Source organism: Ascidiimonas meishanensis (assembly GCF_037782385.1).
GTDB classification, from domain to species: domain Bacteria; phylum Bacteroidota; class Bacteroidia; order Flavobacteriales; family Flavobacteriaceae; genus Ascidiimonas; species Ascidiimonas meishanensis.
The window spans coordinates 306,317-321,659 of sequence record NZ_JBBEXD010000003.1 but is presented as its reverse complement, the minus strand read 5'-3'; the positions used below and the strand labels follow the sequence as shown (position 1 = coordinate 321,659).

16 protein-coding genes and 1 pseudogene are annotated in these 15,343 nt (G+C 35.7%); 11 read left to right on the top strand and 6 right to left on the bottom strand.

What is annotated here, in order from left to right:
* The first annotated feature begins 21 nt into the window (after positions 1-21).
* A complete protein-coding gene (locus WBG07_RS06510) occupies positions 22-492 on the top strand; it encodes an Lrp/AsnC ligand binding domain-containing protein (protein ID WP_340199713.1) in 471 nt (156 codons plus the stop codon).
* A 52-nt stretch (positions 493-544) separates the two neighbouring features.
* On the opposite strand, the gene WBG07_RS06505 is transcribed toward WBG07_RS06510, so the two are convergent.
* Positions 545-1,246, bottom strand: coding sequence for a zinc metallopeptidase (locus tag WBG07_RS06505; RefSeq protein ID WP_340199712.1), 702 nt, complete (start codon positions 1,244-1,246; stop codon positions 545-547).
* Between the two features lie 218 nt (positions 1,247-1,464).
* Between WBG07_RS06505 and WBG07_RS06500 the strand changes: the two genes are divergently transcribed.
* The 3 genes from WBG07_RS06500 to WBG07_RS06490 all read left to right on the top strand — a co-directional run bounded on the left by WBG07_RS06500 (position 1,465) and on the right by WBG07_RS06490 (position 3,319).
* Positions 1,465-2,055 (top strand): bacteriocin fulvocin C-related protein, encoded by a 591-nt coding sequence (locus WBG07_RS06500; RefSeq protein WP_340199711.1) that lies wholly within the window; start codon positions 1,465-1,467, stop codon positions 2,053-2,055.
* Between the two features lie 243 nt (positions 2,056-2,298).
* A complete protein-coding gene (locus WBG07_RS06495) occupies positions 2,299-2,922 on the top strand; it encodes a TlpA family protein disulfide reductase (RefSeq protein ID WP_340199710.1) in 624 nt (207 codons plus the stop codon).
* Positions 2,923-2,983: 61 nt separating this feature from the next.
* Entirely contained in the window at positions 2,984-3,319 is a 336-nt protein-coding gene (locus WBG07_RS06490) for a DUF1573 domain-containing protein (protein ID WP_340199709.1), read from the top strand.
* Between the two features lie 8 nt (positions 3,320-3,327).
* On the opposite strand, the pseudogene ald reads toward WBG07_RS06490, so the two are convergent.
* A pseudogene (gene ald, locus WBG07_RS06485) lies at positions 3,328-4,428 on the bottom strand (alanine dehydrogenase).
* A 265-nt stretch (positions 4,429-4,693) separates the two neighbouring features.
* Between ald and WBG07_RS06480 the strand changes: the two are divergent.
* The gene (locus WBG07_RS06480) at positions 4,694-5,176 is read left to right on the top strand and encodes a GyrI-like domain-containing protein (RefSeq protein ID WP_340199708.1); all 483 of its coding nucleotides are present in this window, start codon (positions 4,694-4,696) and stop codon (positions 5,174-5,176) included.
* A gap of 134 nt (positions 5,177-5,310) precedes the next feature.
* Complete coding sequence (locus WBG07_RS06475; RefSeq protein ID WP_340199707.1) at positions 5,311-6,153, top strand: metallophosphoesterase; 843 nt, start codon at positions 5,311-5,313, stop codon at positions 6,151-6,153.
* A gap of 65 nt (positions 6,154-6,218) precedes the next feature.
* Here the strand turns inward: WBG07_RS06475 and WBG07_RS06470 are convergent, their stop codons facing one another.
* Positions 6,219-7,076 carry a hypothetical protein gene (locus WBG07_RS06470; RefSeq protein WP_340199706.1) on the bottom strand — a complete coding sequence of 286 codons (858 nt, stop codon included), beginning with the start codon at positions 7,074-7,076 and terminating at the stop codon, positions 6,219-6,221.
* A 319-nt stretch (positions 7,077-7,395) separates the two neighbouring features.
* On the opposite strand from WBG07_RS06470, the gene WBG07_RS06465 reads away from it, so the two are divergent.
* The gene (locus WBG07_RS06465) at positions 7,396-7,962 is read left to right on the top strand and encodes a fasciclin domain-containing protein (RefSeq protein ID WP_340199705.1); all 567 of its coding nucleotides are present in this window, start codon (positions 7,396-7,398) and stop codon (positions 7,960-7,962) included.
* A 74-nt stretch (positions 7,963-8,036) separates the two neighbouring features.
* Here WBG07_RS06465 and WBG07_RS06460 read toward each other — a convergent pair whose 3' ends face one another.
* The 3 genes from WBG07_RS06460 to WBG07_RS06450 all read right to left on the bottom strand — a co-directional run bounded on the left by WBG07_RS06460 (position 8,037) and on the right by WBG07_RS06450 (position 12,526).
* Complete coding sequence (locus tag WBG07_RS06460; protein ID WP_340199704.1) at positions 8,037-8,480, bottom strand: hypothetical protein; 444 nt, start codon at positions 8,478-8,480, stop codon at positions 8,037-8,039.
* A gap of 56 nt (positions 8,481-8,536) precedes the next feature.
* On the bottom strand, positions 8,537-11,374 hold the full coding sequence (leuS, locus tag WBG07_RS06455; RefSeq protein ID WP_340199703.1) for a leucine--tRNA ligase: 2,838 nt from the start codon (positions 11,372-11,374) through the stop codon (positions 8,537-8,539).
* 225 nt (positions 11,375-11,599) lie between these two features.
* Complete coding sequence (locus tag WBG07_RS06450) at positions 11,600-12,526, bottom strand: ketopantoate reductase family protein (RefSeq protein ID WP_340199702.1); 927 nt, start codon at positions 12,524-12,526, stop codon at positions 11,600-11,602.
* 69 nt (positions 12,527-12,595) lie between these two features.
* Between WBG07_RS06450 and WBG07_RS06445 the strand changes: the two genes are divergently transcribed.
* From WBG07_RS06445 to truB, 4 genes are read left to right on the top strand one after another with little or no spacing between them, the layout of a single operon-like run.
* Entirely contained in the window at positions 12,596-13,474 is an 879-nt protein-coding gene (locus WBG07_RS06445; RefSeq protein WP_340200076.1) for a cell division protein FtsX, read from the top strand.
* A 26-nt stretch (positions 13,475-13,500) separates the two neighbouring features.
* A complete protein-coding gene (locus tag WBG07_RS06440) occupies positions 13,501-13,797 on the top strand; it encodes a DUF3098 domain-containing protein (protein WP_340199701.1) in 297 nt (98 codons plus the stop codon).
* Positions 13,798-13,827: 30 nt separating this feature from the next.
* Positions 13,828-14,628, top strand: a complete 801-nt coding sequence (locus WBG07_RS06435; protein ID WP_340199700.1) for an undecaprenyl-diphosphate phosphatase — start codon at positions 13,828-13,830, stop codon at positions 14,626-14,628.
* Between the two features lie 2 nt (positions 14,629-14,630).
* Positions 14,631-15,326 carry a tRNA pseudouridine(55) synthase TruB gene (truB, locus tag WBG07_RS06430; protein ID WP_340200074.1) on the top strand — a complete coding sequence of 232 codons (696 nt, stop codon included), beginning with the start codon at positions 14,631-14,633 and terminating at the stop codon, positions 15,324-15,326.
* The last annotated feature ends 17 nt before the right edge of the window (positions 15,327-15,343 follow it).

The following is a 15,343-nucleotide window of genomic DNA, read 5'->3' as shown; positions in this document are numbered from 1 at the left end:
CTTAGAATTTGAAACAGTTATATGAAAATTGCTAACGAAATTGTAGAGATTGATGGTATTGATAAAGAAATTCTTAGATACCTCATGGAAGATGCACGTAAGCCTATTTTGGAGATTGCCCGTAAGATTGGTATCTCAGGAGCCGCCATACATCAAAGATTACGCAAACTAGAAGCCTCTAATCTAATTGCAGCGTCTAAGCTTATTATTAATCCAAAAGTACTTGGGTACTCTACAATGGCATTTATTGGCATTTTTTTGGATAAAGCAATGCGTAATCCAGAAGCTGTAAAACAGCTTAAGGATATTCCAGAAGTTTTAGAATGTCATTATACGACTGGTAATTGGAGTGTTTTAGTTAAAATACTTTGCAGGGATAATGAACACCTAATGAACTTACTTAACCACAAAATTCAAACCATAGAAGGCGTTTCGCGCACAGAAACGTTTATCTCACTGCACCAACAGATTGACAGGCAAATCTCTTTATAAAAAAACCCTGCAAACGTGGTGCAGGGCTTCTATTATAATTTCTTATGCTTTTTTAGTCACGGCTACCCAACACTCTTAATGCAAAGTACAATAAGGTGGCTAGAGAACCCAAGGCTGCTACTACATAAGTTCTGGCAGCCCACTTTAAGGAATCTTCTGCACCTGCATATTCTTGCTGACTTACCATATTCTTAGCTTTCAACCAAGCCAGCGCTCTATTACTGGCATCGTATTCAACCGGCAAAGTAATAAAGCTAAATAAGGTTCCAAAACCAAAGAGTACAACTCCTGCTAAGGCAACTCCATAACCAAAAGTTGAACTTACTCCCAAAATAAAACCTCCAAATATTAACCAAGTAGACAAGCCTGAAGCTACATTAACTACAGGTACTAATTTAGACCGCATTTGTAGCCATTCATATCCTTTTGCATGTTGCACCGCATGACCACACTCGTGTGCAGCTACTGCTGCTGCTGCTGCATGCCTTTGTGAATACACTCCTTCACTTAAATTAACTGTTTTATTTGCAGGATTATAGTGATCTGTTAACATTCCAGGCGTGGAAGTTACCTTCACGTCATAGATGCCATTATCTGCCAACATTTTCTCAGCAATCTCTGCACCACTCATTCCATTGCGAAGCTGTAATTTTGAATATTTTTTAAATTTACTTTTAAGTCGCTGGCTCACCAACATACTTAGGAGCATAAACCCCCCTATAATTACCCAATACATAGGACTTATTCCGTACATAGTTTACAGTTTTGTATAAAATTACAATAATATAAGCAAAAACCCCGCCAACTTTAGCGAGGTTTTAACGGTATGATTTTTTGTCAGTTTTGTCACCTTGAACTATCCACATTATTTCGTAATAAATAGAATGTAGCTATATTCTTATAAATATGAAAGAATATTTTATTTATTCCATTCGTTTTTATTACATTACCTGCCAACCAATAAATATGATAATGAAACGATTAATTTTATTACTTCTCTGTATTGTATTTGTTTCTTGTTCGAAAGACAATGTTAATACCCTACAAGATGACGTGTCTCAGGTTTTAAGTCTAACTGGAGATGCGCAAAAACAAGCTTTTTCTATGCTTAGCCCAGCACAAAAACGTTCTATCTGGCATGATAAGTTTAATTTGATTCTTGAAGAGTCTACCCTATACGGACGTAAAGTAACCTTAAACAATCAACAATTAGATTTAATAGAATCGTTAAAGAATATACTCTCTGAAGATTTTTTTGCCTTTGAAAGTCTGGCAAGTAAAGAAATACAAGAAAATCATATAAAACCATGGCTTAAAGATGCCAAAAAATCGTTCACTCGGGAAGAATTTATGGAAATATTTACCTCATTATCCTATCAGTCCATGGTGGAATCAAGAGAGGTAGAGCTTGACCTGGATGGAAATCCTGCCTCCAATAAATGTAAATGTAGTCAGAAAGAAGATTATTGTTGGTTTAGCGATTGCGAAAGTTCCGATTGCGAATCAACATACACAGGCTGCGGTATTGCATGGGGTTCTCCATGCGATGGTCGTTGCAATTAAATATCTTAAAAAATGCAACTAAATTATAATAGTAACTTTCTCCTCTTAGCTACAGGAATACTTCTATTCTTTTTTTGTTTTTTCTCAGGTGCTGTCAATTGGGTTTTCCAATTCTTATTAGTATGCCTACTTTATTTCATAGTAGGCTTGCTACTAGCCAATCGACCCAAACTTAACAGGTCAAGAACATGGCTTTATGTCATTGTAATGTTACCTTTTATTCTTATCTATGGGTTTTTATCCATGAAAAATATCTTTGAAAAGGGGTTCTTTGCAACTATGCCCATCTGGTTAGGTGCTATTTTATATGCAATTTTAGGTTACTTTATTTATCGAAAAGGAGTTCCTTATAAAGGTATGATCGTTATTGGAGTTTTAATAACATTTATCAATTTTCTATTTATTCAAAATTGGTTTGCGTTCGCTTTTGAAGAAGATTTTAAAGTTCAACAATTCCCAGAACTGGCACTTTTGAAATCCGATAAAAGTCCTTACAACCTTGAAAAAGATAAAGTCCTAATTCTTGATCTTTGGTCTACTTCCTGTGGTAGTTGCATAGAGAAATTTCCCGATTATGAGAAACTAAATAAAAAATATGCAAATAATAAAGATGTCAAATTTTATACACTCAATCTTCCTATCCCAAGAGATTCTGTGTTAACAGCATCTAAAATTGTTGCAAAATATGAGTTTGAGACCTTATTTGCGGCTGATAAATCTGCATGGAAGACTCTAGGAATTAAAAAGGTTCCTCAATATCTAATTGTAAATAAAGATGCAAAGATTGTATATAGAGGAAGGCTACATGATAAATGGTATCACTTTTATAATAATATAGATCATTTAATTGCCAAACATCTTGAATAAATTTTTAGTTACGTGTAGTTGCTTTCTTGTGTTGTTCATATCCTGTAAAAAACAAGAAACCATGAGTCAGAAGGAACCTATTATTATAGTAAAGAATGATTCACTTATTCTTCAAAATTTGCACCTGGGAGATACGGTCTCTTTTGATATACAGTTAGAAAATAAAGGAACGGAAGCCTACCAGATCCAAAACATATTGGGAAGTTGCGGCTGTCTTAATTTTGATTATAGTATTGCTAGAGAGATACCCCCGGGTAATCAGTTCAAAATTCCTGTGGATTTTGTCGCCAAAAAAAAAGGTTCGTTCGAAAATACCATTACTATCAAAGGAAATACAAAACCTTCATTTACCGTATTTAATTTCTCTGGAAAAGTAATTGATTTAGTTAGCTATTAATTATTTCTTCAATTATAATTCACCTCCCAATGAAAAGAGTCCTCTATTTCTTTATAAACTATTTCCCCTCTTATAATATTGAGTCCTTTATGCAAGACAGGATCTTTCTGGCATGCTGCTTTCCATCCTAAATCGGCTAACTTTAGAACATAGGGCAAAGTCACATTGGTGAGTGCTATGGTAGAGGTATAAGGTACTGCACCTGGCATATTGGCAACGCAATAGTGCACTACATCATCAATAATAAAAGTAGGGTCTTCATGCGTAGTAGGCTTTGAAGTTTCCATACATCCTCCTTGATCTACCGCAACATCAACCAATACAGTTCCGGGTCGCATTTCTTTTAACATGTCTTTAGTGATAAGCATAGGTGCTTTTCCACCTGTTACTAGTACACCGCCAACAATAAGATCATGATTTTTTATATGTTTACGAATATTGTATTCATTTGAAAATTCGGTAACTACATGGCTTGGCATTATATCATTTACGTGCCGAAGTCTTTTCATATTAATATCTAAAATAGTGACATGCGCCCCAAGACCAGCCGCCATTTTTGCAGCTTGAATTCCAACCGTTCCAGCACCTAATATTAAGACCTTCCCTGGTGCAACTCCTGGAACACCGCCCAATAGCACCCCTCTTCCCTTAATTGGTTTTTCCAAATACTTAGCCCCTTGTTGAATTGCCATCCTTCAGGCCACCTCAGACATAGGAGTTAATAGCGGTAAACTCCCATCTTTTTCCTGAACAGTCTCGTACGCAATACAAACAGATTTGCTTTTTAGCATTGCTTCCGTTAGCAGTTTGCTAGATGCAAAATGAAAATAAGTAAACACTATCTGACCTTCTCTAATAAGGTTATATTCTTCTTCCACCGGCTCCTTTACCTTGACTATCATAGCTGCCTTTGCATATACATCTTCTAAACTATATACAATTTCTGCTCCTGTTTGTTGGTACTCGGCATCAGAGAATCCGCTTCCTTCTCCAGCTCCTTGTTGAATAAGAACTTTATGGTTTCTTTTTGTAAGTTCAAATACACCTGCCGGCGTTATACCAACACGACTTTCATTATTTTTGATCTCTTTTGGAACACCTATGACCATAGTTTTCTTGTTTTATTTTAGAAAGTTCTATGTTCTATTTTAATCAAACAAATAAAATCGATAAAAATAGGGGTGATTGCGATAAAATCATCTTTATTTTGTAAATAAATTATTTTTTAAGGGGGTTAATGAAGTATTAAATGAATTATTTGCATGCAATATGTAAAAAATAAAGGGGTGTAGTTAATTTAACATATCATTAGAGTGCTGTTCACTAGTTAAAGTCTTTACGTATCTTTTCCCTTATTAATTCTTAACTATTAACATGTGTTTTCTTAAAATCCACAAATGCGCTGAAAAAAAAACTGTCTGCATGGCTACAAAAACAAGTCTCCTTCAAAACAATGCCAAAAAAATCTGGAGCCAATTTATGCCTAGGCGGAATTCAATTAAACATAAAAAGAATACTTCTTTCCTTTCCATACAGGTATATCCGAAAGGATTAGATATGGCAGATTTTACTCCTCAGACTGAATTTATTACACGAGCTGGAATAGAGGTGACCAATCTTTCACTCATCCCAGAAGGCATGGATTCTTTTATAATACCACAAGGTTTGTACGCAATTTTTGAGCATCAAGGTGCTACTAGGGATTTTCATAAAACATCTAAATATATCTATGAAGAATGGCTTCCAACTTCTGGCTATGTTCTAGATGATCGTCCTCATTTTGAAGTATTAGATGAACGATATCTTGGGCCAGATCATCCTGATTCCATTGAGGATGTCTATATACCTATTCTTTAAGATTGACTATGCTAGCTATCAAAGCAATATTTTGAAATATAAATAACATAATGCACCTTTAAAACTTTATTCTAAAGTCTATACTCTAGTGTGAAAATGATAGTTTTGCATTAGACTGCACATAAACAACATCTATGAAAAGACGCAAATTTGTAAAAGGTATGGCAGCGATTACCGCTTTAGGAGCTGCTACCGGAATGTATGCATGGCAAGTTGAACCTTTTTGGTTAGAATTTGTCCATCAAAAAATGCCTGTAAAAAATCTTCCAAAACATTTAGAGGGTAAAATGGTAATGCAGATTAGTGATATTCATGTAGGCAATAGGTTTGACTGGGGTTATATTATTGATTCTTTTAAAAAAGCCCAAGCTTTAAAACCAGACTTTGTGGTTTATACAGGAGATTTTGTGCATTATGAAGATGCAACTCAATACAAAGATCTTAAAACCGTCATGAAACATGTGGTTACTGGAAATATAGGTACTTATGGTGTTTTGGGAAATCATGATTACGGACACGATTGGGAACAACCAGAAGTTGCAGATACCGTTAGTGAAATCTTAGAGGAAAGCGGTATTCGCATATTGCGCAATGAACAAGAAGAAAAGGAAGGCCTACATATTATAGGTATAGACGATTATTGGGGTACTAATTTTCAGCCAGAAGCATTGCTTCAAAAACACAATGCAAACCATGCTAATATTGCATTATGCCATAACCCTGATGTATGTGATCTAAGTGTCTGGAATGGCTATAAAAGTTGGATTCTCAGTGGGCATACCCATGGTGGGCAGGTAAAACCCCCTTTTTTGCCTTCACCCATGTTACCAGTAAAAAATAAAAAATATTCTTCAGGGAAAATTCCTCTAGAAGATGGTCGCACCCTCTATATCAATAGAGCCCTGGGTTGCTTATGGCAAGTGCGCTTTAATATGCGACCAGAGATTACTGTTTTTCATTTAGAGCAAGCAGTTTAATTAAAACATCACATAAAAAAATCCTGCTTTATAAGAGCAGGACTTTCTGTATAATTAATTGATATTTACTTTTTCTTGTAGCTTTCACTTGCTGCATACTCATTAAGCGTATGCGGCTTACAAGACTTAAAGCCATACGTAGTGTCTGGTGCAAGCACTTGCCAGTAGACAGTTTGCCCGCTAGTAAGCACATAATCTTGAAAGCTTTCTCCTAAGTTTCCAGTAGTTCCAGCAAAACCTTTCTGTGGCATGCCATTGATAGAGTAAAACCAAAAAACACTATCGGCATTTGGATTGGTAGATAAATCATAACAAGGATTGCTAATATCTGCTTTAATAGTTCTGCCATTGATACTAATTTCAGAAATAAATGGTTTTGCTGGTGTTCCCATTACAACAGAATTATAAGCAATAATATTAGGAAATGCTTGTGCTGCGCCTAACAACAAACGCTGAACTGTAGTTGGATTTGAATCGTTAAAGACAATTTGGAAAAATTGGCTCTGATAATAAGGTCCGCCATATGAATCTACTTTTGCATTATCTGCACAAGTAAAATCTGTTGTAGAACCAGAAGGAAGATTGGGATAGTTAATCACCAAATGGTACACTTGGCTGGTAGCTGTTACTGCTCCATTAGATAATACATCTACACCCATTTTTGTTCCAGTATTATGCAATACGTTCTGTAACAATCGTAAAGATCTTCTATAGGAAGATAAGGTACGCTCCATAGAAAACCCATTTATTGCATGGTGTGACAGATTAGATACTGTACGTCTTAAAACAGCGCGTTCTGCCTTGGTAAGACCATACTTGGTTTCTGCATCTGTAATTGGATCCACTATGAACCGCTGCAAGGCTTCGTCATTGTGCATTAATAAACTAATGTAACTTAGTAAGTTTGAACTTGAATTTTGCATGTATATTAAAAGTTTAAAGTTAAGTAAGGATGTATTGGGGGTTTTGTTTAACTTTCACTATTTAATTTATCAATACAAATTTAGGTTGTTTCTTATATAAAAAGTATGCGTATTTATACCTGTTTTTAGTTCCTAAGGGCTAAAAACTTAACGGTAAAACCGTAGGTAATTTACTTTACGTTGTTTTTTTATGACTTATTCCATCAAAATCATGATTTATGATTTTGTTTAGACTTTTTAACTTAAGTTTAAACAAAATTATTAGTGAACCTATTAAAGGAGGTGTACTTTTACTCCAACTTAAAAACACTATAACAAAATGATTACAAAAAGATTATTCACCGGAATTGCAATATTTAGTTTAATTGCTACCGCTTCTTTCGCAAATAACGGACTCACAAACCCAGTTACAGAAAATAACAATAAAGTTGTAAACGCAGATCCAACCATTGTTGGGGTTGCTGCTGGAAATGAAAACTTTAGCACATTGGTTGCTGCTGTAAAAGCTGCAGATTTAGTAGAAACTTTAAACAGTGAAGGTCCATTTACGGTTTTTGCTCCTGTAAATGCCGCATTTGACAAATTACCAAAAGGAACGGTAGCTGGACTTTTAAAGCCCGAAGCTAAAGGAACTTTAACCGCTGTTCTTACCTATCATGTAGTAGCAGGTAAAGTAATGGCAAAAGATGTATTGAAAGCAATTAAAGATAATGATGGAGAATTTGAAATTAAGACCGTACAAGGTGGAATTTTAATTGCCTCTGTAAAAGGAGAGAATGTTATCTTAACAGATGCTAATGGAAATGTATCTACTATTATTATGACTGATGTTGCTGCTTCAAATGGAGTAATTCATGCAATTGACACCGTTGTAATGCCAAAATAAAAAGTGTTAAGAAGAATATTGTTAAGAATATTAATTGGAAAGCAGGTGTTTTATAATACCTGCTTTTTTTATGGCTATCCGCCACAAATTGTCACAGCAAAACTTCCCTCAACACGGTTATCCTTATTATTCTTGCTTCTGATTTTCCCAACAACCTGTGTTTCATTCACTTCTATAATTTCAACCAAAGCATCCAGTTCAGTTACAGGTTCATGTCCAGATTTACCGAAAATTGCCAATACATTTTTATGAAATCCTACTCTATCTGGCACCGCAATAGTAACATATAAAGGAGTAGCTTCAGAGGCTCCATTACAACTTAGGGTGCTTACACTTAAAGTGATCGCAATAAATTCTCCCCTTGTAAGTATTGCATTACCATTGGAGGCTATAAAGTCTTCTCCAAAGACATTTCCGTTGAGTGTTTCATCCGATAGCGTATTAAAACCATTATCATTGGAACATGATAAAGTAAGAAGCATTCCCAAAATTAGGGTTAGTAGTGTAATTTGTTTCATAATGTGCAGCAATTATAATGCTACAAACATAGGAAATACTTAAAACCACCTACTACTTATCCGACAATATTCACAATTTTCCCATGAACTACAATTACCTTCTTAGGGGCTCTACCATTTAGTTGTGCTTGCGTACGCGTATCTGCCATAACTAGCTCTTCAATTGCTTTTGCATCTAAATCCAGAGATAATTCCATTTTAAATCGCATTTTCCCATTGAAAGAAATTGGATATTCTTTGGTACTTTCTTTTAGATATTGCTCATTAAACTTTGGATAAGGAGCAAATGAAATACTGCCTTCATGCCCCAATTTACTCCAAAGTTCTTCTGCAATATGCGGCGCATAAGGAGAAATTACAATAGCTAAAGGTTCAAGAATAGCTCTGTGATTGCATTTTTGCGCAGTTAATTCATTCACCGCAATCATAAAGGAGCTTACTGAGGTATTAAATGAAAACGCTTCAATATCTTCAATGGCTTTTTTAATGGTTTTATGTAAGGTCTTTAATGCATCTTTGGAAGGTTCGGCATCAGAAACATAAAAACTTCCTTCGTTTCCTCCATGATAAAGCTTCCACAATTTTTTAAGGAATCCAAACACGCCTGTGATCCCTGCGGTATTCCACGGCTTGGCTTGTTCTAAAGGGCCAAGGAACATTTCATACAAGCGTAAGGTGTCTGCTCCATATTCATTACAAATATCATCTGGATTGACCACATTGTATTTGGATTTGGACATTTTCTCTACCTCACGACCAACAACATACTTTCCATCTTCTAGAATAAATTCTGCATCTGCATATTCCGGACGCCACTTTTTGAAGGCTACAACATCTAATTCATCCGAAGCGTTAATTAGAGAAACATCTGCATGAATACTTTCAGTTTCATATTCATTTATTAATCCCTTTGAGACAAACCTATGGGTTCCGCTAATCCTATAAACAAATGCGCTCGTCCCTAAAATCATTCCTTGATTGATGAGTTTTTTAGCGTATTCTGCTTTGGGCACATACCCTAGGTCAAACAAGAATTTCTGCCAGAAACGGCTGTATAGTAAGTGACCCGTTGCATGCTCGCTCCCACCAATATACAAGTCTACGTCTTTCCAGTAATTCAAAGCTTCTTGTGAAGCAAACTCTTCGGTATTATGAGGGTCCATATAACGGTTAAAATACCAGCTGCTTCCCGCCCATCCGGGCATAGTATTTAATTCTAAGGGGTAAATACCCTTGGTTTCATCTATCAACGTATTGCTTACTACTTCATATTTATGGGTGTCCCAAGCCCAAACGGTGGCATTTCCCAAAGGAGGCTCTCCAGTTTCTGTAGGTAAATATTTTTCTACTTCTGGTAGACGAATGGGTAAATGCTTTGATGCTATCATCTTAGGCAATCCATTTATATAATATACAGGAAAAGGCTCTCCCCAGTACCGCTGACGGCTAAAAACCGCATCGCGTAGCCGATAGTTTATACGACCTTCACCCTGCTTTATCTCTTCTAATTTTTCAATAGCCTTCGCAACTGCCTCTTTGTAGGGAAGTCCGTTGAGAAAATCAGAGTTAGCAATAATGGTATTTTCTTTGTCTGCAAAAGCTTCCTCTGAAATATCTGCATCCTTAAAAATATTCTTAATAGGTGGCATTCCTGGCTGTCCTTCAAAATGATGCGTAAAATCATAATCTCTTTGATCTCCACAAGGCACTGCCATCACTGCTCCTGTACCGTAGCTTGCTAACACATAATCTCCAATCCATACGGGTACTTTGTCTCCAGTAAATGGATGTATAGCATAAGCGCCTGTAAATACCCCAGAGATGGTTTTCACATCTGCCATTCGCTCTCGCTCACTACGCCTTGCAGTAGCTTCTACATAGGTTTCTACTGCTTCTTTTTGTTCTGAGGTAGTAATTTTACTAACCAATTCATGTTCTGGAGCCAATGTCATAAAGGTAACTCCAAAAATGGTATCTGGGCGGGTAGTAAAAACTTCAATTTGCGCTTCAAATCCGTCAAGTTTAAAACGTACAGATGCTCCTTGGGATCTACCAATCCAGTTTCTTTGACTTTCCTTCAATGGCTCTGGCCAATCAACAGTCTCCAAGCCATTAAGCAATCGTTCTGCATAGGCAGAAATACGCATACTCCATTGGGTCATTTTCTTCCGGATTACCGGATGCCCGCCGCGTTCTGAAACTCCATTTACAATTTCATCATTTGCCAAAACCGTTCCTAATGCAGGACACCAGTTCACCTCGGCTTCTGCCAAATAAGTGAGTCTGTATTTTAACAATACCTGCTCCTTCTCATCTGCTGTAAAGGCATTCCATTCATCTGCGGAAAAATCTTTGATATCATCATCACAAACTGCATTTACTTTTGAAGTCCCTCCTTTTTCAAAAAATTCTACTAAGGTATCTATAGGTGCTGCTTTATTGCTTGTCTTATTGTACCAAGAGTTAAAGAGTTCTGTGAAAATCCATTGTGTCCATTTATAATACTCAGGGTTGGAAGTGCGCACTTCACGACTCCAGTCAAATGAAAAACCAATTTTGTCTAACTGTTCTCGGTATCTTTTGATGTTTGTTTCTGTAGTAATTGCTGGATGTTGCCCCGTTTGAATAGCGTATTGTTCAGCGGGCAACCCAAACGAATCATACCCTTGAGGGTGTAAAACATTATAGCCTTGATGTCTTTTAAAACGAGCGTAAATATCACTTGCAATGTACCCTAGCGGATGGCCTACATGCAGGCCTGCACCAGAAGGATAGGGAAACATATCTAGCACATAATATTTGGGTTTAGCAGAGTTATTCTCAGCTTTAAAAACTTGATGATCTGCCCAATATTTTTGCCATTTGGCTTCAATTTCGTTGCAATTGTATTTCATGATCTTTACATACTTTGTACCCCGAAAAAAGAATTTCCGACGCATTTAAATCTATCAGCCGCAAAAATAGTGTTATTGTTGCAAATGAACGTGAACTATACGGAGAAATCAAACTGAAGCTTGAAAGCTGTTTTGAAGGTTCCAGATTTTTTCTTTTAAACAAAAGTAACTTCTAAGATAGAGAAGGTCTTCTAACAAATTATGTCTTTACGGGACGTACTTGTTTTACGATTTTCTTGCCATTTTTTCCATCGGTTTTAAACAAGTATAAATAAAAGAATTTACGGGTGATTTTAAACCATATTTTTTGGATTCCTTTACTACGTAACCGTTAAAATCATCTAATTCTGAAGGTTTACCATTCATTATATCTCGTTGCATTGAAGCGGTAGTATTAGGTGCTTGTTTATCAATTGCTGCAAAAGTCTGAGCTATATCTGTATCACTTAGCGCAACTCCTTTGGCGTTTGCTAGTGCTTTTATTTCCTGTGCAGTCTCTTCCATGATTTGCCGTATCCCTTTGTCTGCACGATTGACACCTATTTCCATTCTGGTAATACTCCCAATACCACTAATGGTTGCTATGAATAAAAACTTTCGCCACTGTTCTAATTGAATATCTCCTGGGATTTGATTATCAAAGTCGGCAGCATCAAAAATAGCTTTGACCTTCTTAATTCTTTGTGTTTTACTATTATCTAGTTCTCCAAACAATATTTGTGGATGAAATGCTTTGTGCCAAATTTTACCAGGCCCTTCAATAAAACTGATGATTCTGCATAACCCTGCCAACACATTTTTTTCAGACAACACTTCTACTAATTTATCTGTTGCATTCACTCCGTTTTGTAGTGGCAACACCATAGTTTCTTTATGAATTATTTCTCTTAAGTGTAAAGAAACTTCTGGAATTTGCCAGTTTTTTGTTGCTAATAAAATTAAATCCGGATTTTTTACTTCCCTTACATCTGAAGTCGCAAAGGTGGGATTCACATGAAAATCACCATAAATACTTCGCACGAACAACCCATTTTTTTTTATCGCCTTTAGGTGTTCTCCTCTTGCTATAAGAGTGGTATTAAAGCCTGCTTTTGCTAATTTACCTCCAAAATAGCCTCCTACCCCTCCTGTACCATACACAACAATTTTCATATGAAAGAGTTATTATTTCTAAGTAAATTTACTTTAGTATTTTTACACAAACAATATGTTGAGCAATTTATGAGCAAATCTTTTGAAAGGTATCAAAAAAGAAAACTGATTTCCTCTTACTTTTCAGTTATACTGAGTATCGCACTCGTACTATTTTTATTAGGAATGTTGGCTATTTTAGTGTTAAATACTAAAAAGCTTGCCGATCATTTTAAAGAGCAAATTGCTATCACCATTTTTATTAAAGACAATGCCAAAGAAGTAGAAATAGATCAATTACTCAAGAGTCTTAAGCTAGCAGAATATACTAAAACGGCTGAATTTATTTCGAAAGAAGCGGCCGCTGAATTACATAGTGAAGCTATTGGAGAAAATTTTATGGATTATTTAGGGTACAATCCGCTTCAAAACTCAATTGATATTCACTTAAATGCTGATTTTTTAAACTTAGATCAAATTGAAGAAATTGCAACTGAGATTACCACGCGTGATTATGTTTCTGAGGTTTCTTATGATAAACCACTTGTTTCTTTGCTTACCGAAAATGTAAAACGGGTAAGCTTCTGGATTTTATTGGCTAGTGGTATTTTTACCTTTATTGCTGTTTTATTAATTAACAGTTCTATTCGTCTTTCCATTTATTCTAAACGTTTCATCATTAAAACCATGCAAATGGTGGGTGCTACCAAAAGTTTTATTCGTAAACCCTTTATTTTAAAGAGTGTACAATTAGGAATGTTGGGTGCAATTATTGCACTAGGAGCTATGGCACTGGTATTGTATTACTTTGACAAACGCTTTAACAATTTAAATTTATTACAAGAACCTATTTTATTGGTATTTGTTTTTACAGGTATTTTTATACTAGGTATTGTAATTACTTGGATAAGTACGTTTTTTGCAACGCAACGTTTTCTAAATTTGCGCACAGATGATTTATATTATTAACTAATTACTATTAAGACCTCAGACAGATGGCAAATAAGAAGAAGGAATCTCAAAAAAAAGAGAAGGGGCAGAAGAAACTTGTACAAGCACAAAGAGAGTTTATTTTTAAGCGAAAGAATTATCTTTTTATGTTTATTGGTATTGCATTTATCGCCATTGGCTTCTTATTGATGAGTGGTGGCGGACATGAAGATCCTAATGTATTTAATCCAGAAATCTTTAATTTCAGACGTATCCGTCTGGCTCCTACTTTGGTACTGATTGGTTTTGGTATAGAGATCTATGCTATTTTACTCAATCCTGATAAAAACAAAGGCGCCTAAATTAGCATTCCAAGCTATTAAATACCAATTATGGATATTATTGATGCTATTTTATTAGGAATCATTCAAGGACTTACTGAATTTTTACCTGTTTCTTCCAGTGGTCATCTGGAATTAGGTAAAGCAATTCTTGGTGAAAATGCCGTTCCTAAAGAAAGTCTTCTTTTTACTGTTATTCTACATTTTGCTACTGCGTTAAGTACACTGGTTATTTTTAGAAAAGAAGTTTTCCAAATTATTAAAGGGTTGTTTCAATTTACCTGGAATGAAGAATCGCAATTCTCTGTTAAAATTTTAATCTCGATGCTTCCAGCAGCTTTTGTAGGAATCTTTTTTGAAAAAGAACTAGAAAGTATGTTTGGTGAAAACATACAGTTGGTAGGTGTCATGCTTTTAATCACTGCTTTGTTATTATTTCTGGCAGATAAAGCTAAAGACACCTCTAAAAATGTCACTTTTAACAACTCTTTTATTATAGGTTTGTCACAGGCAATTGCTATTCTTCCAGGCATCTCGAGAAGTGGTGCTACTATTTCCACTTCCGTTTTACTGGGAATAGATAAAACCAAAGCGGCTCGATTTTCCTTTCTCATGGTGGTACCTCTTATTTTTGGTAGTATCGCAAAAACTTTGATGGCGGGGGAACTTGCTTTTGAAACTTCGCAAATCACGCCAATTGCGGTGGGATTTTTAGCCGCATTTGTTTCAGGCCTCGTAGCTTGCACCTGGATGATTCAACTAGTTAAAAAGAGTAAGTTAAGCTGGTTTGCCATTTATTGTCTGGTAGTGGGAGTATTAGCTATTATGTTTGAATTCTTAAAAAACCAGTAGATATCGAATTTACAGAAGAAAATATTAAAACAGGACAGGTCTTGTTAATAGACAAGCCACTTACATGGAGCTCTTTTCAAGTGGTAAATAAGGTACGATGGATACTTCGTAAAAAATTTCAGCTTAAAAAACTTAAGGTAGGACATGCAGGCACGCTTGATCCTTTAGCCACCGGACTTCTTGTTTTGTGTACAGGCAAATTCACCAAACGCATTCATGAATTGCAAGGAATGGTTAAAGAATATACAGGTACTATTACCCTAGGGGCCACTACCCCTAGTTATGACTTAGAAACAGACATAAATGCAATTTTCCCTATTGATCATATCACTCCAGAAGCTATTCATAAGGCAACCAAAAATTTCATAGGAGTAGTACAACAAAAACCTCCCGTTTTTTCGGCCTTAAAGAAAGACGGCAAACGCCTTTATGAATATGCGCGGGAAGGGCAAGAAGTACAAATTAATACCCGTGATGTTACTATTGATGAATTTGAAATTACGCGTATTGAACTTCCTGAAATTGACTTTAGGGTAGTGTGTAGTAAGGGTACTTATATTAGAAGTTTAGCATATGATTTTGGTGTTAGTTTACATTCTGGCGCACATCTTTCTTCTCTAAGACGAACTAAAATAGGTACTTACAACGTTATAGAAGCTACAACACCTGAAGCCTTGGAAAAGCAACTTTTAAACTAAAAAAAAATATTTACTAT